The organism is Mycobacterium sp. P2_H7, from assembly GCF_056403275.1.
On record NZ_JBFUFU010000013.1, the window covers coordinates 106,778 to 126,677 of the forward strand.

At 66.5% G+C, this 19,900-nt stretch carries 17 protein-coding genes; 15 read left to right on the forward strand and 2 right to left on the reverse strand.

All coding sequences use genetic code 11. The annotated features are described in order from the left end of the window. Positions 1 to 681 (reverse strand): GntR family transcriptional regulator, encoded by a 681-nt coding sequence (locus AC1DY7_RS21000; RefSeq protein ID WP_477495728.1) that lies wholly within the window; start codon positions 679 to 681, stop codon positions 1 to 3. 133 nt (positions 682 to 814) lie between these two features. Between AC1DY7_RS21000 and fadD5 the strand changes: the two genes are divergently transcribed. From fadD5 to AC1DY7_RS21075, 15 genes are all read left to right on the forward strand, one after another. After that, positions 815 to 2,449 (forward strand): fatty-acid--CoA ligase FadD5, encoded by a 1,635-nt coding sequence (gene fadD5, locus AC1DY7_RS21005; RefSeq protein WP_477495650.1) that lies wholly within the window; start codon positions 815 to 817, stop codon positions 2,447 to 2,449. A gap of 282 nt (positions 2,450 to 2,731) precedes the next feature. Then, the gene (locus tag AC1DY7_RS21010; RefSeq protein ID WP_193585081.1) at positions 2,732 to 3,469 is read left to right on the forward strand and encodes an MlaE family ABC transporter permease; all 738 of its coding nucleotides are present in this window, start codon (positions 2,732 to 2,734) and stop codon (positions 3,467 to 3,469) included. Positions 3,470 to 3,558: 89 nt separating this feature from the next. After that, a complete protein-coding gene (locus tag AC1DY7_RS21015; RefSeq protein ID WP_477495729.1) occupies positions 3,559 to 4,335 on the forward strand; it encodes an ABC transporter permease in 777 nt (258 codons plus the stop codon). Between the two features lie 4 nt (positions 4,336 to 4,339). Beyond that, positions 4,340 to 5,548 (forward strand): MCE family protein, encoded by a 1,209-nt coding sequence (locus tag AC1DY7_RS21020; RefSeq protein ID WP_477495651.1) that lies wholly within the window; start codon positions 4,340 to 4,342, stop codon positions 5,546 to 5,548. 85 nt (positions 5,549 to 5,633) lie between these two features. Continuing rightward, entirely contained in the window at positions 5,634 to 6,665 is a 1,032-nt protein-coding gene (locus AC1DY7_RS21025) for an MCE family protein (RefSeq protein WP_477495652.1), read from the forward strand. Next, complete coding sequence (locus AC1DY7_RS21030) at positions 6,662 to 8,248, forward strand: MCE family protein (RefSeq protein WP_477495653.1); 1,587 nt, start codon at positions 6,662 to 6,664, stop codon at positions 8,246 to 8,248. The genes AC1DY7_RS21025 and AC1DY7_RS21030 overlap by 4 nt, the downstream gene beginning before the upstream one ends. Further along, entirely contained in the window at positions 8,249 to 9,898 is a 1,650-nt protein-coding gene (locus AC1DY7_RS21035; RefSeq protein ID WP_477495654.1) for a virulence factor Mce family protein, read from the forward strand. It begins immediately after the preceding gene. Next, the gene (locus tag AC1DY7_RS21040) at positions 9,898 to 11,049 is read left to right on the forward strand and encodes a virulence factor Mce family protein (RefSeq protein ID WP_477495655.1); all 1,152 of its coding nucleotides are present in this window, start codon (positions 9,898 to 9,900) and stop codon (positions 11,047 to 11,049) included. Before AC1DY7_RS21035 ends, AC1DY7_RS21040 begins: the two co-directional genes overlap by 1 nt. Before the next feature lie 6 nt (positions 11,050 to 11,055). Then, complete coding sequence (locus AC1DY7_RS21045; protein ID WP_477495730.1) at positions 11,056 to 12,606, forward strand: MCE family protein; 1,551 nt, start codon at positions 11,056 to 11,058, stop codon at positions 12,604 to 12,606. Continuing rightward, positions 12,576 to 13,196 (forward strand): hypothetical protein, encoded by a 621-nt coding sequence (locus tag AC1DY7_RS21050; protein ID WP_477495656.1) that lies wholly within the window; start codon positions 12,576 to 12,578, stop codon positions 13,194 to 13,196. The genes AC1DY7_RS21045 and AC1DY7_RS21050 overlap by 31 nt, the downstream gene beginning before the upstream one ends. Continuing rightward, on the forward strand, positions 13,193 to 14,170 hold the full coding sequence (locus tag AC1DY7_RS21055; protein ID WP_477495657.1) for an RDD family protein: 978 nt from the start codon (positions 13,193 to 13,195) through the stop codon (positions 14,168 to 14,170). The genes AC1DY7_RS21050 and AC1DY7_RS21055 overlap by 4 nt, the downstream gene beginning before the upstream one ends. Next, complete coding sequence (locus AC1DY7_RS21060) at positions 14,167 to 14,718, forward strand: mammalian cell entry protein (RefSeq protein ID WP_477495658.1); 552 nt, start codon at positions 14,167 to 14,169, stop codon at positions 14,716 to 14,718. Before AC1DY7_RS21055 ends, AC1DY7_RS21060 begins: the two co-directional genes overlap by 4 nt. Beyond that, positions 14,685 to 15,389, forward strand: coding sequence for a mammalian cell entry protein (locus AC1DY7_RS21065; protein ID WP_477495659.1), 705 nt, complete (start codon positions 14,685 to 14,687; stop codon positions 15,387 to 15,389). Before AC1DY7_RS21060 ends, AC1DY7_RS21065 begins: the two co-directional genes overlap by 34 nt. A gap of 3 nt (positions 15,390 to 15,392) precedes the next feature. Continuing rightward, a complete protein-coding gene (locus tag AC1DY7_RS21070; RefSeq protein ID WP_477495660.1) occupies positions 15,393 to 16,220 on the forward strand; it encodes an SDR family NAD(P)-dependent oxidoreductase in 828 nt (275 codons plus the stop codon). 195 nt (positions 16,221 to 16,415) lie between these two features. After that, the gene (locus tag AC1DY7_RS21075; RefSeq protein ID WP_477495661.1) at positions 16,416 to 18,746 is read left to right on the forward strand and encodes a hypothetical protein; all 2,331 of its coding nucleotides are present in this window, start codon (positions 16,416 to 16,418) and stop codon (positions 18,744 to 18,746) included. A gap of 11 nt (positions 18,747 to 18,757) precedes the next feature. Here AC1DY7_RS21075 and AC1DY7_RS21080 read toward each other — a convergent pair whose 3' ends face one another. Next, positions 18,758 to 19,837: a phosphodiester glycosidase family protein gene (locus tag AC1DY7_RS21080; protein WP_477495731.1), complete on the reverse strand. Its 1,080-nt coding sequence runs from the start codon at positions 19,835 to 19,837 to the stop codon at positions 18,758 to 18,760. Positions 19,838 to 19,900: the final 63 nt, after the last annotated feature.

Consider the following 19,900-nt stretch of genomic DNA (forward strand, 5'->3'; position numbering starts at 1 on the left):
TCAGGTCCAGAGGCCCAGTTCGTCCAGCCGCCCGGTCAGTCGCCGCGCACCGTCGGAGAACTGGCTGCGTGTCAGGCGCACCACCTCATCGACGTCCCGGCGGCGCAGGGCCTCGACCAGTTCCCGGTGGTTGGCCACCGCGTCGGCGCCCCAGGTGGGGTCGGCGGCGTAGAGATTGGGCGGTAGGTAGCGCGCCGCGTGCAGCAGGAACCAGGCCAACTTGATCCGGCCGGCGGACCGGTTGAACGCACGGTGAAACGTGAACTCCGCCATGGAGATTGCTTCGGCATCACCGGCGGCGACGGCGGCGGCCAGCGCGTCGGTCAGCAGCGACAGCTCGTCGATCTCGGCGTCGGTGATGCGGGTCGCGGCGGACGCCGAGATCTCGGTGGCGATGGTGGCCTGCAACCAGAAGATATCGGCGATGTCATCCCGGGTGAACGGTGACACCACATGACCGCGGTTGGGCTCCAGTTGCACCATGCCCTCGCCGCGCAGGGTGCGCAGCGCCTCCCGGACCGGGGTGATGCTGACGCCGAGCGCGGCGGCGGTCTCGTCGAGCCGCACGAAGGTGCCCGGCCGCAGGGTGCCCGACATGATGGCCGCTCGCAGGTGGGCGGCCACTTCGTCGGACAGCTGTTCGCGACGGCTGAACGAGAGAGGCTTGGCGGGTGCGTTCACGGTGGGGGCGGGCTGCCTTTCCGGGTGCTCGAGGTTGGTCTGCGGGCAATTCTCGTCATAGTGTGACCGCGACGACATTAGATTTGATCAAATATCAAGAACGCGCAACCCCACGACTGCAAAGGCGCTCCCGTTGACCGCTGCACCGCTGCCCACCGATCAGCCGTATCTCGCCCGTCAGCAGAACTGGTCCAACCAGCTGTCCCGGCATGCGCTCATGCAGCCCGAACAGACCGCACTGCGCTACCTCGGCCAGACCACCACCTGGCGTGAGCTGGATCAGCGGGTGACGGCACTGGCCGGCGCCTTGCAGCGCCGCGGCGTGTGCTTCGGCGACCGGGTGCTCATCCTGATGCTCAATCGCCCGGAGTTCATCGAGTCGTTCCTGGCCGCCAATCGGCTGGGGGCCATCGCGGTGCCGGTCAACTTCCGGATGACGCCGCCGGAGATCGCGTTCCTGGTCAGCGACTGCGATGCCAAGGTGATCATCACCGAACCCGTGCTGGCGCCTGTCGCCGCGGCCGTGCGGGGACTCGACGCGAGGCTGGCCGCGGTCATCGTGGCCGGAGACGCCCCGAATGATGGCCTCGAAGGGTACGAGGACCTCATCGGTGAGTCGGGTGCCGCCCCCGCGCCGGTGGACATCCCGAACGACTCGCCCGCCCTGATCATGTACACCTCGGGCACCACCGGGCGGCCCAAAGGCGCGGTGCTCACCCACACCAACATCGCCGGCCAGGCCCTGACCCACCTCTTCACCAACGGCGCCGACCTCAACAGCGACATCGGGTTCATCGGCGTCCCGCTGTTCCACATCGCGGGGATCGGCAACATGATCACCGGCTTGTTGCTCGGCCGCCCGACGGTGCTCTATCCGTTGGGCGCGTTCGACCCCGGCGCACTGCTGGATGTGCTCGAGGCGGAGAAGGTCACCGGGATCTTCCTGGTCCCCGCGCAGTGGCAGGCCGTCTGCGCCGCGCAGCGGGCCAAGGCGCGGAACCTGGCGCTGCGCGTCCTGTCGTGGGGTGCCGCCCCGGCATCCGATACGTTGCTGAGAGAGATGGCCGAAGCGTTCCCAGGCGCCAACATCCTGGCCGCGTTCGGGCAGACCGAGATGTCCCCGGTGACGTGTATGTTGTTGGGCCAGGACGCCATTCGTAAGCTCGGTTCGGTCGGCCGGGTCATCCCGACCGTCTCCGCGCGCATCGTCGACGAGGATATGAACGACGTCCCCGTCGGCCAGGTCGGCGAGATCGTCTACCGGGCACCCACCCTGATGTCCGGCTACTGGAACAACCCGAAGGCCACCGCCGAGTCGTTCGCCGGGGGCTGGTTCCACTCGGGTGACCTGGTGCGCCAGGACGACGAGGGTTACATCTGGGTCGTAGATCGTAAAAAGGACATGATCATTTCGGGCGGCGAGAACATCTACTGCGCCGAGGTCGAGAACGTCCTGGCTGCTCACCCGGCGATTGTGGAGGTCGCCGTCATCGGGCGCCCGCATGAGAAGTGGGGCGAGGTGCCGGTCGCTGTGGTCGCTGCGTCTGCGGCGGGTCTGACGCTTGCCGAACTCGACGAATTCCTCACCGAGCGGTTAGCTCGCTACAAGCACCCCAAGGCGCTGGAGATCGTCGACGCATTGCCCCGCAATCCGTCCGGAAAGGTGCTCAAAACCGAACTGCGCACGCTCTTCGGCGCCGAAACCGTGATTGACGCCCACGAAAGTTCTAGTGCGGCAACGGTTTCTAGCACATCTTCGAACAAGTAACCAATCGGCGGGGCTTTGCTAACAGTTGCACTGTGAATAAATCATTTGCCCAACACCGCCGGTACCGGATCGGGTACAGTCCTGTGGTCCGTCTTACTACCCACCAGTAGGGAGGCGGGGATCACATGTTCGGGGTCGGGGCCGGAATGGGCAGGGAGGGGACGTGCAGTACGTGATGCCGCTCCGTGAAGATCGCGACGATCTCGACAGGAGTACGCAAGGGTGACGGCGAGTAACGGCCTGGTCGACTACTTCCGTGATCAGCTTGAGAAGCCCCTGACCATGGTCGGTGGCTTCTTCAAGATGTGCGTGCTGACCGGAAAAGCCTTGTTGACGCGGCCCTTCCAATGGAAGGAATTCGTCCTCCAGAGCTGGTTCCTGATCCGGGTGGCTTTCCTCCCGACACTCGCGGTGTCCATCCCGCTGACCGTGCTCATCATCTTCACGCTGAACATCCTGCTGGCCGAGTTCGGTGCCGCCGACGTCTCCGGCGCCGGTGCCGCCCTCGGTGCGGTCACCCAGCTCGGGCCATTGGTCACCGTGCTCGTGGTCGCGGGTGCCGGCTCGACAGCCATCTGCGCCGACCTCGGTGCGCGCACCGTGCGCGAGGAGATCGATGCCATGGAGGTGCTCGGCATCGATCCGATCGAGCGGCTGGTCGCCCCGCGCGTGGTGGCGTCGACCTTCGTGGCCTTCCTACTCAACGGCGCGGTCATCACGATCGGTCTGGTCGGCGGCTACTTCTTCGGTGTGTACATCCAGAACGTCAACGCCGGCGCCTACGTCTCGACGCTGACCCTGCTCACCGGTTTCCCGGAGGTCATGATCTCGGTCATCAAGGCCACGCTGTTCGGTCTGATCGCCGGCCTGGTCGGCTGCTACCGCGGGCTGACGGTGGCCGGCGGTTCCAAGGGCGTGGGCACCGCGGTGAATGAGACGCTGGTGCTCTGCGTGGTGGCGCTGTTCGCGGTGAACGTGGTGCTGACCACGATCGGTGTGCGATTCGGGACGACCACGTGAGCACCGCTGCGGTTCTCCGGACCCGGTTCCCCCGCACCTTCGGCCGCGCCTCCGGTTTTGCCGGGGCGCCGGGCCGCTTCCTGGACAGCATCGGGCACGTCGCCTGGTTCGTGGTCAACGCCGTCGGGCACGTCCCGCACGCGTTCAAGAACTATCGCCGCGAGGCCCTCCGACTGGTCGCCGAGATCGGCATGGGCACCGGCGCCATGGCCGTCATCGGCGGCACCGTCGCCATCATCGGTTTCGTCACGCTGTCGGCCGGATCACTGATCGCCATCCAGGGTTTCGCGTCCCTGGGCAACATCGGTGTCGAGGCGTTCACCGGATTCTTCGCCGCCCTGGCCAACATTCGCGTCGTCGCTCCGGTGGTCACCGGTCAGGCGATGGCCGCCACTGTCGGCGCGGGTGCCACCGCCGAACTCGGCGCCATGCGGATCAGCGAAGAGATCGACGCGCTCGAAGTCATGGGTATCAAGTCGATCTCGTACCTGGTGTCCACGCGCCTGATCGCCGGATCGATCGTGATCATCCCGCTCTACGCCATGGCGATCCTGTTGTCGTTCCTGTCGGCGCAATCGGTGACGACGCTGTTCTACGGCCAGTCATCGGGCACCTACGACCACTACTTCCACACATTCCTGCGGGTCGACGACGTCATGTGGTCGTTCCTGGAGGTCATCATCATGTCGGTCATCATCATGCTCAACCATTGCTACTTCGGCTATTTCGCCAGTGGCGGTGCGGTGGGCGTGGGTGAAGCGGTGGGGAGGTCGATGCGTACGTCGCTGATCGCGATCGTGATGGTGGTGCTGCTCGCCTCGTTGGCGCTGTACGGCACCGACCCGAACTTCAACCTCACGGTGTGACGCGATGACCGCAGAGAACAAGCCCAAAAGCCCGCCCTACAAGCTGGCAGGCATCGTGCTGCTGCTCGTGGTGGCCGTGGTGCTCGGCCTGACCTGGGCACAGTTCCGGGGTTATTTCGACCGCAAGGCCTCACTGGTGGTGATGGCCGAACGTGCCGGCCTCTCGATGGATCCGGGTTCCAAGGTCACGTTCAACGGTGTGCCGATCGGCCGGCTGAAGTCGGCAGGCGTGGTGACCGACGGCGAGGAGTCCCGCGCCAAGCTGCTGCTCGACGTGGAACCGCAGTACCTCAACATGATTCCGGCCAACGTCGACGCCGAACTGCGTGCCACGACGGTGTTCGGCAACAAGTACATCTCGTTCCTGTCGCCGGCCAACCCGTCGTCGGACAAGCTCAAGCCCGGCGCGGTCATCAACGCGGGCAGCACCACCACCGAGTTCAACACGCTGTTCGAAACCATCATGGGTATCTCGCAGCAGCTCGACCCGGTGAAGCTGAATCAGACGCTGACCGCCGCCGCCCAGGCGCTCGACGGCCTGGGCGACAAGTTCGGCCAATCCCTGGTCAACGGCAACGACATCCTGGGCGACCTGAACGGCCGGATGCCCCAGATCCGCAGGGACACCCAGGGTCTGGCCGACCTGTCCAGCGTGTACGCCGATGCCGCACCGAACCTCTTCGACGGCCTCGACCACGCGGTCACCACGGCCCGCACGCTGAACGCGGAGCGCGGCAACATCGACCAGGCGCTGATGTCGGCGGTCGGGTTCGGCAACAACGCCGGCGACATCTTCGAGCGCGGCGGCCCGTACCTGGTGCGCGGTGCGCAGGATCTGTTGCCGACCAGCAAGCTGCTGGACTACTACAGCCCCGAATTGTTGTGCACCATTCGCAATTTCCACGACGCGGCACCCAAACTCGCTGCCGCCCTTGGTGGTAACGGCTATTCGCTGCTGACCAACACCGAACTCCTCGGCGCGGGCAATCCCTATGTCTTCCCGGACAACCTGCCGCGTGTCAACGCCAGCGGTGGTCCGGAGGGGCGGCCGGGTTGCTGGCAGCCCATCACCCGGGATCTGTGGCCGATGCCCTACCTGGTGATGGACACCGGCGCCAGCATTGCGCCGTACAACCACTTCGAGCTCGGCCAGCCGCTTGCCTCCGAATACGTCTGGGGCCGCCAGGTGGGGGAGAACACGATCAACCCATGAGCGGAGCGAATAGACAGCAGATGCGTGATGCTTGCGCAACGTTTGACCAAACGGCATGCGGGACCCGAGCCTGCGAGGGAGCCGCATGAGTATCAAAGGCACGATCTTCAAGCTGGGTGCGATCTCGGCGGTCCTGCTCGCCTTCACCGCGATCATCTTCGTGGTGTTCGCCCAGTTGCGTTTCGACAAGACCACCGGGTACTCGGCGGTGTTCGACAACGTCAGCGGTCTGCGCAGCGGACAGTTCGTCCGCGCGTACGGCGTCGAGGTCGGCAAGGTCAAGGACGTCACGCTGATCGACGACGGCAAGCATGTCCGGGTCGATTTCGCGGTGCAGAACGACCTGCAGCTCTTCCAGGAGTCCACCGCCGCGATCCGCTATGTGGATCTGATCGGCAACCGCTACATGGAACTGCGCCGCGGCGACAGTGACAAGATCCTGCCGCCGGGGGGCACCATCCCGCGTGAGCGCACCGAGCCGGCCCTCGACCTCGACGCGCTCGTCGGCGGCTTCCGTCCGCTGTTCAAATCGCTGGACCCGGACAAGGTCAACAACATCGCCAACTCGCTCATCACGATCTTCCAGGGGCAGGGCGGCACCATCAGCGACATCCTGGACCAGACCGCGGAACTGACGTCCGCGCTGGCCAGCCGGGACCAGGCCATCGGTGAGGTGATCACCAACCTCAACACCGTGCTGGACACCACCGTCAAGCACCAGACCCAGTTCGACGACACGTTGAAGAACTTCGAGCTGCTGATCACCGGCCTCAAGAACCGGGCCGATCCGATCGCATCGTCGGTCGCCGACATCAGCAATGCCGCCGGGTCGCTGGGCGACCTGCTGGCCGACAACCGGCCGCTGTTGCGGGACACCCTCGGGTACCTGGAGACGACGCAACAGCCGCTGATCGATCAGAAGGATGAGGTGAACAGCATCCTGCAGCAGATCCCTGCGTCGCTGAAGATCATCGGCCGCGCCGGCGGCCTCTACGGTGACTTCTTCAACTTCTACGTCTGCGACCTGTCGCTGAAGCTCAACGGCGCTCAACCGGGCGGACCGGTCCGCACCGTGCGGGTGGTCACCCAGCCGTCAGGCAGGTGCACGCCGAAATGAGGACGATCCAGGGTTCTGACCGGGTCCGTAAGGGCGTGATGGGTGTGCTCACCGTCGCGCTGGTCATAGGCGTCGGCTCCAGCCTCACCAGCGTGCCGATGTTGTTCGCGGTCCCGACGTACTACGCGCAGTTCAACGACACCGGCGGCCTCAGCGTCGGCGACAAGGTGCGCATCGCCGGCGTGGACGTCGGCGATGTCACCAGCATGGACATCAACGGCGACAAGGTCGAGATCGGTTACACCCTCGGCGGCCGGCAGATCGGCACCGAGAGCCGGGCGGCCATCCGCACCGACACCATCCTGGGCCGCAAGAACATTCAGGTGGAGCCCCGGGGCAACACCATCCTCAAGCCGCGCGGGTTCCTGCCGGTGGAGCAGACCCAGACGCCGTATCAGATCTACGACGCGTTCCTCGACGTCACCCGCGCCTCGCAGGGCTGGGATACCAAGGCCGTCAAGCAGTCGCTGAATGTGTTGTCCGAGACCGTCGATCAGACCTCGCCGCACCTGAGCGCCGCGCTCAAGGGCGTGCAGGAGTTCTCCGACTCGCTGGGCAAGCGCGACGAGCAACTCAAGGCGCTGCTGTCCAACGCGGGCAAGATCGCGACCGTCCTCGGGGACCGCAGTGGTCAGGTGAACGCGTTGCTGGTCAATGCGCAGACCCTGCTGGCTGCCGTCAATGAGCGCCGTCAAGCCGTCAGCATGTTGCTCGAGCGCATTTCGAGTGTGTCGCAGCAGATCTCGGGATTTATCAACGAGAACCCGAACATCAACCATGTGCTCACCCAGTTGCAGACCGTGAGCAACATCCTCAACGAGCGCAAGAACGACCTGGCCGACACCCTCAGCCTGGCAGGCAAGTTCATCATCTCGCTGGCCGAAGCGCTGGCCTCGGGCCCGTACTTCAAGGTGCTGCTGGCCAACCTGCTGCCGCCGACGCTGCTGCAGCCGTTCGTCGACGCGGCGTTCAAGAAACGCGGCATCGACCCCGAACAGTTCTGGCGTAACTCCGGCTTGCCTGCCTTCCGGTTCCCGGACCCCAACGGCACCAGGTTCGAGAACGGTGCGCCGCCACCCGCGCCGACACCGTTGGAGGGCACCCCGGAGCATCCCGGTCCCGCGGTGGGACCCGGATCCCCGTGCTCCTACACGCCGCCGGCCGACGGTCTGCCGACGCCCGCCGACCCGCTGCCGTGCGCACATCTGGACCAGGGACCGTACGGCCCCGTTCCCGGTGGCTTCCCGCCGCCGAATGTTGTTACCTCGGCCCCGAATCCGAACGGGATGGGGCCCAGCCCCGGTGTCCCGTCCGCGGCCATCCCCGGCCAGTTGTCGCCCGACGTGCCGGGTACCCCGGTGCCCATCGCGCCCGGCCCGCCCGGCGCGCGCCAGGTTCCGGTCGGTCCGCCCGGGGTGCCCACGCCCCCCGGCGACATTCCCGGACGCGCGGTCCCGGCGACGATCCTGCCCGGACCGCCGCCCCCGCCGGGGCCCGGCCAGCAGGTCCCGCCGGTGGGCACCGAGCCGTTGCCCGGTAACCCGCCGTTCCTTCCGCCCGGATCTCAGGGAGGGGTGCAGTAGATGTCCAGCGTCTTCAACATCCGAAACATCAAGCTGCCGCACTTCTCCCGGACGGCGGTCGTCCTGACCGCCATCGTGTTGGCGGTCGCCATCGGCGCCGGCGTGGTGGGCTGGAACGTCTTCAAGAAGCTGACCACAACCTCGGTCACCGCGTACTTCCCCGAGGTGCTCGCGCTGTACCCCGGGGACAAGGTCCTCATCATGGGTGTGCAGGTCGGCAAGATCGACTCGATCACCACCGACGGCGACAAGATGAAGGTCGTCTTCCACTGGAACAGCAAGTACAAGGTTCCGGAGAACGCGTCCGCCTCGGTGCTCAACCCCAGCCTGGTGGCCTCCCGGGTGATCCAGCTTTCCCCGCCCTACACCGGCGGGCCCGCCATGGCCGACGGCGCGACGATTCCGTTGGAGCGCACCCAGATTCCTGTCGAGTACGACGAGCTCCGTGACCAGGTCACCCGCCTGCTTGCCGACCTCGGCCCATCCAAGGACCAGCCCAAGGGCCCGTTCGGCGACATCATCGAGTCCTTCGCCGACGGCTTCGCCGGTAAGGGTGAGCAGTTCAACAAGACCATCCAGGGACTCTCCGAGGCACTCGATGCGCTGCATCAGGGCCGTGGGGACATCGTGACGGTCATCAAGAGCCTCGCGACGTTCGTCAATGCGCTGTACAAGAACGACCAGCAGTTCGTGGCGCTCAACGACAACCTGGCACAGTTCACCAACTCGTTCACCAACACCGACCGTGAGGTCGCCAACGCCCTGCAGGACCTCAATCAGGTGCTCGCGACCACCCGAAAGTTCCTCGACGAGAACGGCAAACCGCTCACCGCCGACATCAAGAACCTGTCGGATGTGACCACCACGATCCTGCAACCGGATCCGCGCAACGGCTTGGAGACCGGCCTGCACGCGTATCCGAACCTGGTGTCCAACGTGGTGAACATCGTGTCGCCCAACCAGGGTGGCATCGTGGCGGTCCCGGTGCTGCCGGGTGTCACGAACTTCTCGAACCCGTTGAACTTCATCTGCAGCACCATCCAGGCCGGTAGCCGGTTGGGCTATCAGGAGTCCGCGGAATTGTGCGCGCAGTACCTGGCGCCGATCCTGGACGCGATCAAGTTCAACTTCTTGCCGTTCGGCGTGAACCTGGCCAGCACCGCGATGACGCTGCCCAAACAGATCGCCTACTCCGAACCGCGACTGCAGCCGCCACCCGGCTACAAGGACACCACCGTGCCGGGCATCTGGTCGCGCGACACCTTGTTCTCGCACGGCAACCATGAGCCGGGCTGGGTCGTGGCGCCGGGCATGCAGGGCGTCGAGGTGCAGCCGTTCACGCAGAACATGCTGACCCCGGAATCGTTGGCGGAGTTGATGGGTGGGCCGGATATCGTTCCGCCCGCGGCACCGCCGGCGTTCGGTGTGCCCCCGGGCGGCAACCTGCCCGGTCCGCCGGACGCGTACAACGAGTACAGCCCGCTGCCACCGCCGTGGTACCCGCAGCCGGGTCCCCCGCCCGTCCCGGCGCCGGGCGTCCTGCCCGGTGACCCGCTGGGCGCCATCGCGCCGCCACCCGGCGCTGCCCCGGCCGCCGCACCGGCACCTGCCGGACCGGCGCTGCCCGCCGAAGCAGGAGGGGGCAACTAGTGCTGACACGAGACTGGAAGAAGGCCGGCCGCCGTACGGCCGCACTGGCCGTCGCCGCCGTCGCGCTGAGTTCCTGCTCCCAGTGGCGCGGGGTGGCCAACGTGCCACTGCCCGGCGGGCCGGGAACCCAGGACGGGCATTCGACCATCTACATCCAGATGCCGGAAACGTTGGCGCTCAACGCCAACAGCCGGGTCCGGGTGGCCGACGTGTTCGTCGGCCGGGTGCGGTCGATCGAACTGAAGAACTGGGTGCCCACCCTGACGGTGGACCTGGAGCCCGGCGTCAAGCTGCCGTCCAACGTGCTGGCCAAGATCGGCCAGACCAGCCTGCTGGGTTCGCAGCACGTCGAACTGGACAGCCCGCCGGATCCGTCGTCGACGCCGCTGCGCACCGGTGACACGGTGCCGCTGAAGAATTCGTCGGCCTACCCGACCATCGAGCGGACCCTGGCCAGCATCTCGGGCATCCTCACCGGGGGTGGCATCCCCAACATCGAGGTGATCCAGAACGAGGTCAACAACATCCTGACCGGCCGGGCCGATCAGATCCGGGAGTTCCTCAACCGGCTGGACACCTTCACCGACGAGATGAACAAGCAGAGCGCCGACATCACCCGCGCCATCGACTCGACCAACCGGCTGCTGGCGGTCGTTGCCAAGCGCAACGACACGCTGGACCAGGTGCTCACCGAATTCCCGCCGCTGATCCAGCATTTCGCCGAAACGCGGGATCTGTTCGCCGATGCGGTGACGGCGCTGGGCCGGGTGTCGGCTGCCGCCGATGACACGCTGAGCAACACCAACGCGAACCTGCACACCAACCTGGTGAACCTGCAGCGTCCGCTCAAGCAGCTGTCGAAGGCCTCGCCGTACCTGGTGGGCGCGCTGAAGCTGCTGCTGACGGTGCCGTTCAACATCGAGAACGTGCCGAAAGCCATTCGCGGCGACTACATCAACGCGTCGGCGACCATCGACCTGACGTTGTCCGCGATAGACAACGGGCTGCTGTCGGGCACCGGGGTGTCGGGCATGCTGCGGGCGCTGGAACAGGCCTGGGGCCGCGATCCGGCGACCATGATCCCGGATGTGCGCTTCACACCGAACCCGCACAACGCGCCGGGTGGTCCGCTGGTCGAAAGGGGGGAGTGAGACATGTTGCTGACCAGATTCATCAAGATGCAGCTGCTCGCCTTCGCGCTCCTGACGATCGTCGGACTGGTGGTGCTGTCGCTGTTCTATCTGCGCTTGCCCACCGCCGCCGGCATCGGGATGTACCGCCTCTACGCCGATCTGCCGAACTCGGCCGGTCTGTACGAGACGGCGAACGTCACCTACCGCGGCACCACGATCGGCAAGGTGCGCGATGTGCAGCCGACGCCGAAGGGCGCCCGGGTGACCATGGACATCGACAACGGCTCCAAGGTGCCGCTCGACGCGTCCGCCAATGTGCATTCGGTGTCCGCGGTCGGTGAGCAGTTCCTCGACATCGTGTCCGAGAAGGACGAGGGCAAGTACTTCAGTACGGGTCAGACCATCACGAAGGGGACGGTGCCTGCCGAGGTCGGTCCAGCCCTGGATGCCGCCGAGGCAGGTCTTTCCGCGCTGCCCAAGGAGAAGATCGGTCAGCTGCTCGACGAGACGGCGAAAGCCGTTGGTGGACTTGGCCCGTCACTGCAACGGTTGGTCGATTCCACGCAGGCACTGGCCGGTGACTTCAAAGAGAATCTGCCTTCGGTGAACGACATCGTCGAGCACTCGGGGCCGATCATCGACAGCCAGGTGAACTCCGGGGACGCCATCTCCCAGTGGGCGGCCAACCTGAACACCATCACCAGCCAGACCGCCGAGCAGGACGGTGCGCTGCGCAGCGGCCTGCAGCAGGCGGCCCCGACGGCCGATCAGCTCAACGCGGTGTTCAGCGATGTGCGGGACGCGCTGCCGCAGACGCTGGCGAACCTCGAGGTCGTCATCGACATGCTCAAGCGGTACAACAAGAACGTCGAGCAGGTGCTGGTGGTGCTGCCTCAGGGTGCTGCCATCGCCCAGACCGCGACGATCTTCGCGCCGAACGGTCTGCTGCACTTCGGCCTCGGGATCAACTCGCCCCCGCCCTGTCTGACCGGGTTCCTGCCCGCCTCGCAGTGGCGCTCCCCGGCCGACACCACCACCGATCCGATTCCGTCGGGGCTCTACTGCAAGATCCCCAAGGACGCGCCGAACGCGGTCCGAGGCGCACGTAACTACCCGTGCGCCGACGTCCCGGGCAAGCGCGCCGCCACCCCGGCGGAATGCCGCGACAACAAGCCGTACGTCCCGCTGGGCACCAACCCGTGGTACGGCGACCCGGAGCAGGTCGTGGACTGCCCCGCCCCGGCGGCCCGTTGCACCCACCCGGTGAAGCCGGGCATGGTGATCCCGGCGCCGTCGATCAACAACGGGCTCAACCCGATGGGGGCCAGTCAGCTGCCGCCACCGCAGGTGTTCGCCCCCACCAGTGACCCGCTCACCCCGCCCGGCCAGGGCACCGTCAGCTGCAGTGGACAGCAACCCAACCCCTGCATCTACACTCCGGCAGCAGGTCCGTCCGCGGTGTACAGCCCGTCCAGCGGTGAGGTGGTCGGACCAGACGGCGTCCCGTACACCGTCAACAACTCGATGAAGCCAGGAGATAGCGGATGGAAGGAGATGCTGGCACCAGCCGGCTGAACCCCACCCCCAGCGAAAAATCTGTCGAAGACCCCATAGTGGAATTTTCCGAGGATCCCGATCCGGCGATCCAGGACGGCTCGGCCAGGCCTGAACGCCTCGGTACCGGCTGGGTGGCCGCGATCTGTGCAGGTCTGCTCGTGCTCACTGCCGGGCTGGCTGTCGTGGGCTACCTGGCCGTGCAGGCCAATGCGCGGAGCGCCCAGATCGGGCGCGACGACGCGGTCGCCCTGCAGGCCGCCAAGGACTGTGTGACCGCGACGCAGGCCCCGGACACCGCATCGATGGGTGCCAGCCAGGCCAAGATCGTCGCGTGTTCGACGGGTGACTTCGGGGCGCAGGCTGGTTTCTTCAGCGGGATGATGGTCGAGGCCTATCAGGCCGCCAACGTGAAGGTTGCGGTGTCGGATCTGCGGGCCGCCGTCGAGCGCCACAATGACGACGGCTCGGTGGACATCCTGGTGGCGGTGCGCACCAAGGTCACCAATTCGCAGTCCGCCGACCAGGAGCAGGGTTATCGGTTGCGGGTGACGATGCAGCGGGACGAGGGCACGTACAAGATCGCCGACCTCGTCCAGGTCACGACGTGACGGCCGTGCTCGACGTGAACGGGGACGAAGCAGCCACCATCACCGAACCGGCCCCGCCGGCGCCGGTGGCGTCATGGGGCAGCCGGGCGGGGGCGCTGGCCATCGACGTGATCTTCGGATCCGCCGTGGTGGCCGTGATGGCGATGCTGGCCTGGATCTCGCCGTGGATGAGCTGGCAGTGGTGGGTGTTCGCCGTGCTGGGCGCCGCCGTCACGCTGGCGGTGCTGGTGAACCGCTGGCTGCTGCCGGCGTGGACGGGCTGGACCCTGGGGCGCGCCGTCACCGGCATCCGGGTGGTCACCCGCGCCGGTCAGCCGGCGGGCAGCGTCCGGTTGATCGGGCGCGACATCGCCCACCTGCTCGACACCGCCGCGGTGCTGCTCGGCTGGCTGTGGCCGCTGTGGGACCGGCGGGCGCGCACCTTCGCGGATCTGTTGCTGCGCACCGAGGTCCATCGAGTGGAGGCGCCCGAGCGCGACCTGCGCCGACCCGTGGCGCTGGGACTGGTGGCGACCGTGCTGCTGTGTTGTGCGGCAGCGGGACTGGGCTACGGCGCGGTGTACCGGCAGGACCGTGCGATCGACGAGGCCAGGTCGGAGATCTCCACGCAGGGCCCGCGAATCGTCGAGCAGATGCTCAGCTACTCCCCGCAAACCCTGAACGACGACTTCACCAAGGCGCAGGCGCTGGCGACCGACGCGTATCGCCCACAACTTGTGGCCCAACAGGATTCGGTGCGTAAGGCGCCCATCGTCGCCAACGAGTACTGGACGGTGAACAGTGCGGTGACGCAGGTCGGCACGGACACCGCCACCATGCTGATGGCCATGCAGGGTCAGCGCGGGGCCGATCCGAAGACCCTGCGGGTCATCACCGCGACGGTGCAGGTGGACTTCGACAAATCGGGTGGACAGTGGCGGGTGCGCAACCTGACGGTGATCACCCGACCCACGCCGGGTGGTGCTCCCCGATGAGCCCGCGTCGTCAGATCGATCCTGAAGAGCCCGAGTTCTTTGTAGCAGTGGACAATCCACCGAAACGGTGGGGTCTTCCGGTGGTCGGCGGACTCTGTGCGGTGCTGCTGGCCGCGGTCATCGGGTTGTGCACGGTGATGGTGATGGCCCACGAGTCGGACCGGCGGACCGAGGTCAGGGACGCATCCGCGCTGACGTACGTGCGGGACTTCATGACGGTGTACACGACCATGGACCCGTTCCACGCCAACGACTATGCGGACCGGATCAAGGCCCAGGCCACCGGCGAGTTCGTGAAGGCATTCACGGAGAAGCAGAACGAGATCGTCATCCAGGTCGCCCGGCTGGAACCGACCACGGGGGCGGTGCTGGCCGCCGGCGTGCAACGCTGGAACGACGACGGCAGCGCCGATGTCCTGGTGGCTACCATGACGACGAGTAAGACGCCGGACGGCAAGCAGACCATCGAGACCGGAAGCCGTTGGTTGGCAACGACAATTCAGGAAGGACGCCAGTGGAAGATCAGCCGACTGATTCAGGTGATCTGACCACCGGGTCCGACACGGGCCAGGCCGAGGTTCAGCCGACGGGAAAGGCGGCGCGAGTAGCGCCGGCCGCCCCGGATGTCGACGCCGATCCGGAGGTTGTCGCGGATGGGTCGGATGCGGAGCCTGCGGTGGAACCCGTTCTGGTCCCGCATCGGACGGCGGGCCGGCCGCTCAAGATCGCGGCGGCGGTCGCCGCGGTGTTGTTCGTCGCCGCCGGGGCCTTCGCGGGCGCCACGGCACAGCAGTATCTGTCCGACCGCGCGCTGGTGCACACCAAGGTCGAGATCGCCCGTACCGCAACCAGTGCCATCACCACGCTGTGGACGTATACCCCCGAGGACATGGAGTCGCTGCCTGACCGGGCCGAGAAATATCTCGCCGGTGACTTCGCCGCCCAGTACCGCCAGTACATCGACGCGATCGTGGCGCCCAACAAGCAGGCGCAGGTGTCCAACAGCACCCAGGTGCTCGGCGCTGCCATCGAGTCGATCGGCCCGGCGCAGGCCACCGCGCTGGTCTACACGAACTCGGTGGCGACCAGTCCGGTCACCAAGAACATCCCGTCGCTGCGGTACCTGTCCTACCGGCTGACCCTGCAACGCCGGGACTCGGCGTGGCTGATCACCGAGATGACACCGGTGACATCGCTGGATCTGACGCCGAGGCTGTAGCGCATGCCCGCAGTGCTCGTCACTGGCGCCGGACGCGGTATCGGGCGGACCATCGCCGAGGAACTCGCCCGGGGCGGCTGGGACGTCTTCGCGGGCGTGCGATCGGCGGCCGATGCCGCCGCCGTCGGCGCCGTCCACGACCGGATCACGGGCATCATCCTCGACGTCACCGAGGAGAACCAGCTCGCGGCCCTGGACGCGGTGCTGCCGGCCCGGTTGGACGCGGTGGTCAACAACGCCGGCATCGTGGTCGCCGGGCCGATGGAGACCGTCGACACCGAAGGGTGGCGAAAGCAACTGGCCGTCAATGTGATCGGCCAGCTCGCGGTCACCAGGGCGGTGCTACCGCGGCTGCGGGAGTCGCGCGGCCGGGTGGTGTTCATCTCCAGCGTCAACGGCCGGCTCGCCACACCACTCACCGGTGCGTACTCGGCCTCGAAGTTCGCGCTGGAGGCCGCCGCCGACGCGCTGCGGATGGAGTTGGCGCCGTGGCAGATACGGGTGGTGTTGGTGGAGCCCGCGCAGACCGATACCGATATGTGGCGCACGGCCGACGCCATGGTCGCCGATGTCGAAGCACAGCTAACTCCGCAACAGCGCGAACTGTATTCCCGCCACGTTGCTGGAATGCGCAAGTCGGTACCGATTTCGCAGCGGTTGGCGGTGGCGCCCGACACGGTGGCCGGCGTCGTGCACACCGCGCTGACCTCACGGCGGCCCCGGTCACGCTATGTCGTGGGGGTGGGTCCCAAGGCTCAGGTCGCATTGCTCACCAATATCCCGGCCGCTTTGCGGGACCGGATACTGCGGATGGTCATGCGCCAACCTTGATCAAAAGCTCACGCGCACAAGCCTTCGACGCGGGCGAAAGTTAACTGCGCAAAGACAGGTCTCGTTGTGTGAATCAGGTGTTACGGTCCTGTGCGTCAGCTGGGGGGCAGTGGGGGAAGGCGTGTGCGCATGTCGGGTAAGCATCGCGTGGTCGGGAAACGAACCAAACGGATAGCGGTGGTAAGTGCGGCGACCATGACGGTCACGGCACTGACCGTGGGCGCCGCCGCCCCGCAGCCGGTCCAGCATCGTCCGGACCTGCGGCTGGTCCAAGACCAGCCGATGAACCTCGCCGGATCGACCAGCCTGTTCCCGCAGCCCGGCGTCCTGCCGGATGTCACTGGCGGCCTGGGTAATTCGGTGTACAACACCGGACAGAACGTCGCCGGGAACCTGTCGGAGACGCTCCTCAATGCGTTCAGTCTGCCGCATCTGCTCGGGCAGCCGTCGGTCGATCTGAATGCGCTGCTGAATCTGATCCCGGAGAATCTGCTCGATCCGGTGCTGGACGCGGTGAAGATCGATCTCGGCACGATCGTGCACAAGGCGCTGACCCTCCCGGTCAACCTGCCCGTGATCGGACACACCGACCTGCTGGCCCCGATTGCCAACGCGCTCATCGGACTGCTGCACGGACTGAACATCACCGACGCGTCCGGTGTCGCCTCACTCAACCACGTCCTCAAACTGGTCGGCATCGACCTCGACGGCATCCTGACCAGCCTGCAGATCCCGGACTTCATCAGGATCGTCACCCCGGGACCGACATTCGCGCTACTCAAGGCGATCGGCCTGGACCTGGGCTGGACGCCGGGCACCCCGAACGCGGTGTTCGACCGGATCAACTCGACGCCGTACTTCGACATCTCGGCGGAGGGTCTGGTCGACAACGTGCTCGATGCGGCAGCGGGCGTGCCGGTGGTCGGAGGGCTCGTCACGGTGCTGCACAACGCCTTGGACAGCGTCGCGGAGCTGGCCGAGATCTTCGGTATCGACATCCCGAATCCGTCGGTCGTCAACCTGCGCGTGCCGATCGTGGCAGGTCTGGGTCTGGGTGCGTTCGCCGCCGGGGCGGCCTACGACAAGGTGCTGGCCGACCTGTCCCACCAGCCTGGTGGCGTGAACGCCACCAGCCACCCGATCGTGGGTAGCTTCACCGTTCTTCCGCTGGTGCTGCTGAACAACATGGGCCGCGCCAACGGTGGTCTGCTGTCCCGGTTCTACCCGCTGGCCGACCTGCTCGGCATCGACGTGATCACCCCCGAGACCGCTGCCACCCACAGTGGCGGAACACCGTTGCTGCGCACCGGATTGTCCATCGGCGGTGCCAATCTGATCCCGGTGAAGGTCGACGCCACGGTCGAGTACCAGCCGTTCTCCGACTTCGCCGCCTGGCCCAATCCGGTCACCCTGCTGAACAACCTGATCGCCGGGACCATCGGCGCCAGCTATATCGTCCGCGGGCTGGATGTGGACGGCACCATCGATCAGATCAGGTCCGGAGTCGGCGACATCCTCGGCAACCTCCAATCCGGAGATCCGTTGGCGGTCAACCTGTATCTGACCTTGCCGACCAAGACGCTGCCGCTGCTGGAGCCGCTGTACCTCACCGGCGACGTGCTCAACGCGGTGAGTTTCGGGACCCTGGGCCAGATTCCGGTCCGGCTGGCCAACGCTCTCGCGCCGGCCCTGACCAGTCTGGTGAACCTCGGTTACACCGACGTGGTGCGCAACCCGGACGGCACCTACACCCGGACACTCGACGACGCGGGTACGCCGACGCCGTTCATGTCCTTCCCGCATGTCAACCCGGCGCGGGTGCTCAACGACGTCCTCAACTCGCTGGTGAAGGGCATCCATAAGGAGTTCTTCAGCGGCCACCCGACGGCCACGCCGAACCTGATCAACAATCTGGTGCATCTGGTCAAAGAGCTGACCAGCGGCTCGCTGCTCAAGGGGCTCACCGCGGCCACCACGGACGCGGTCACCGACGGGCTGTCCGCGGCCAACGCGCTACCTGCGGCGAATGCGCGCACGCTGACGGTGTCCGCGGCCGGCGCCGACAAGGTCACCAAAGCCGGGGACAACAAGGACGCGACGTCCGAGAAAGAGGCTGTTCCCACCGGTAAACACGCTGCACCGCAAGACGCTCCGGTTCCGGAGGATTCCGGCACCCCGGCCAAGCACGCGCTGCCGGATGACGAGGACGCCGCGGACGTGGCCGCGGAGGACCCGAAGAAGTCCGACGACACCGTCAAGGCTGACGACGTCAAGAAGGACGACGACACGGTCAAGAAGGACGACGTCAAGAAAGAGGACGTCAAGAAGGACGACGATACGGCCAAGGCGGGAACCCCTGCGCCGCAGAAGAATCCGAAGCCGAAGGCCAAGAAGCACGATCCGCTGACCACCGCCGTCAACGAGGTCACGCACGCGCTCGCCCCGAAGAAGAAAAAGAAGACGGCCGAGTCCGCGTCGGCGGCATCGGAAGGCACATCTGCCGCGTCGGCCGGGGAAGCCGCCTGAGGCAGCGGGTTTCAGCCGAACGCGAGCCAGCTGGGTAGCGCGCGCTCACGGGAGTCGCACAACACCTCACGGGTGTCACACGAACCCCTGGGCACACCGGCGCCGGCCCACATGCCCCCGGTGTCCCGGCGCAACACGATGCTCGAGGACCCGCCGCCGTCGAGCAGGATCGCGGTGTCACTGCCCAACCCCCGGAACAGATCCTGGATCTGGTCGGGGGTGTAGCTGCCGCCCTGGAAGACGTACATCTCGTCGCGGGCGCGCGCGTAGGCGAGCGCGGTGCGCGCCGCGGACGGACCGGGGTCGTTCATCTGACCGGTGTCGCCAGGGGCGAGCAACCCCAGCCCGCTGACCGCGACGAAGCGGGTGCCTCGGTTCATCAGATCGGTGATGACGGGCGTCGCAGCATCGAAATCATCGGCAGCCCTGGGATTTACGACGAAAGGAGCGCCGGAGACCGGCAGGATCATCGTCGACAGCGGGGTCCAGATCTCGTTGCCGCCGGAGAGCCCCTGCTTGCCCGCGTAGGCAATGGTGCCGGTCACCGCGGCATTGGCTTTGCCTTGGCCGCGGGTGTTGTCGACGTAGGCCCCGAGCGGGGAACTGCACCCAGTGGTCTTCCACGAGCCACTGCGCTGCCCTCGAATGTCGAAGAAGTTCGCGTTGATCGCGATCGTGGGCCGGCCGAGTGCCTGCCACGCCGCGATGGGCGTGTAGATCTCGGAGGCTTGCGGCAGGCCTTCGGCGGTGCGGGCGCCGGGTGTGCGCTCGCACCGGGACTGATAGCCGTTGTGGGAGTCGACGAGCAGTCGGGGCGCCAAGCGCGTCGACGCGCCCTTGATGATCATCAGGTGCCCGCCGCCGCCCATCTCATACCAGTTGCCTGCGGCATTGAGCAGCGGTGCGGGAAAACCGCCGCCGAAGTTGTACACCAGGTACGAGCCGCGGGTGTTGGCGATCGCGTTCGCTAGCAGGGTGCGTCCGTCGGCGGCGTGCGCAACCGGAGATCCCGCCGCTGTGGCAAGCGCCGCGGCGACCGCGGCGGCGGCGATACCGGCGCCAATGCGCAGGAGAAACCGGGTGGAGCTCAGCACTGCGGTCCTTCCTGGCAAACTTCCACGAGATGCTCAGGATAGTCACAGCGGACACACTGT

Bases quoted from the DNA above. Each gene is read 5' to 3' on its own strand.
- AC1DY7_RS21010 (WP_193585081.1), top strand. From the start codon at position 2,732: ATGGTCGGTGGCTTCTTCAAGATGTGCGTGCTGACCGGAAAAGCCTTG.
- AC1DY7_RS21020 (WP_477495651.1), top strand. From the start codon at position 4,340: ATGACCGCAGAGAACAAGCCCAAAAGCCCGCCCTACAAGCTGGCAGGC.
- AC1DY7_RS21025 (WP_477495652.1), top strand. From the start codon at position 5,634: ATGAGTATCAAAGGCACGATCTTCAAGCTGGGTGCGATCTCGGCGGTC.
- AC1DY7_RS21030 (WP_477495653.1), top strand. From the start codon at position 6,662: ATGAGGACGATCCAGGGTTCTGACCGGGTCCGTAAGGGCGTGATGGGT.
- AC1DY7_RS21035 (WP_477495654.1), top strand. From the start codon at position 8,249: ATGTCCAGCGTCTTCAACATCCGAAACATCAAGCTGCCGCACTTCTCC.
- AC1DY7_RS21050 (WP_477495656.1), top strand. From the start codon at position 12,576: ATGGAAGGAGATGCTGGCACCAGCCGGCTGAACCCCACCCCCAGCGAA.
- AC1DY7_RS21060 (WP_477495658.1), top strand. From the start codon at position 14,167: ATGAGCCCGCGTCGTCAGATCGATCCTGAAGAGCCCGAGTTCTTTGTA.
- AC1DY7_RS21070 (WP_477495660.1), top strand. From the start codon at position 15,393: ATGCCCGCAGTGCTCGTCACTGGCGCCGGACGCGGTATCGGGCGGACC.
- AC1DY7_RS21075 (WP_477495661.1), top strand. From the start codon at position 16,416: ATGACGGTCACGGCACTGACCGTGGGCGCCGCCGCCCCGCAGCCGGTC.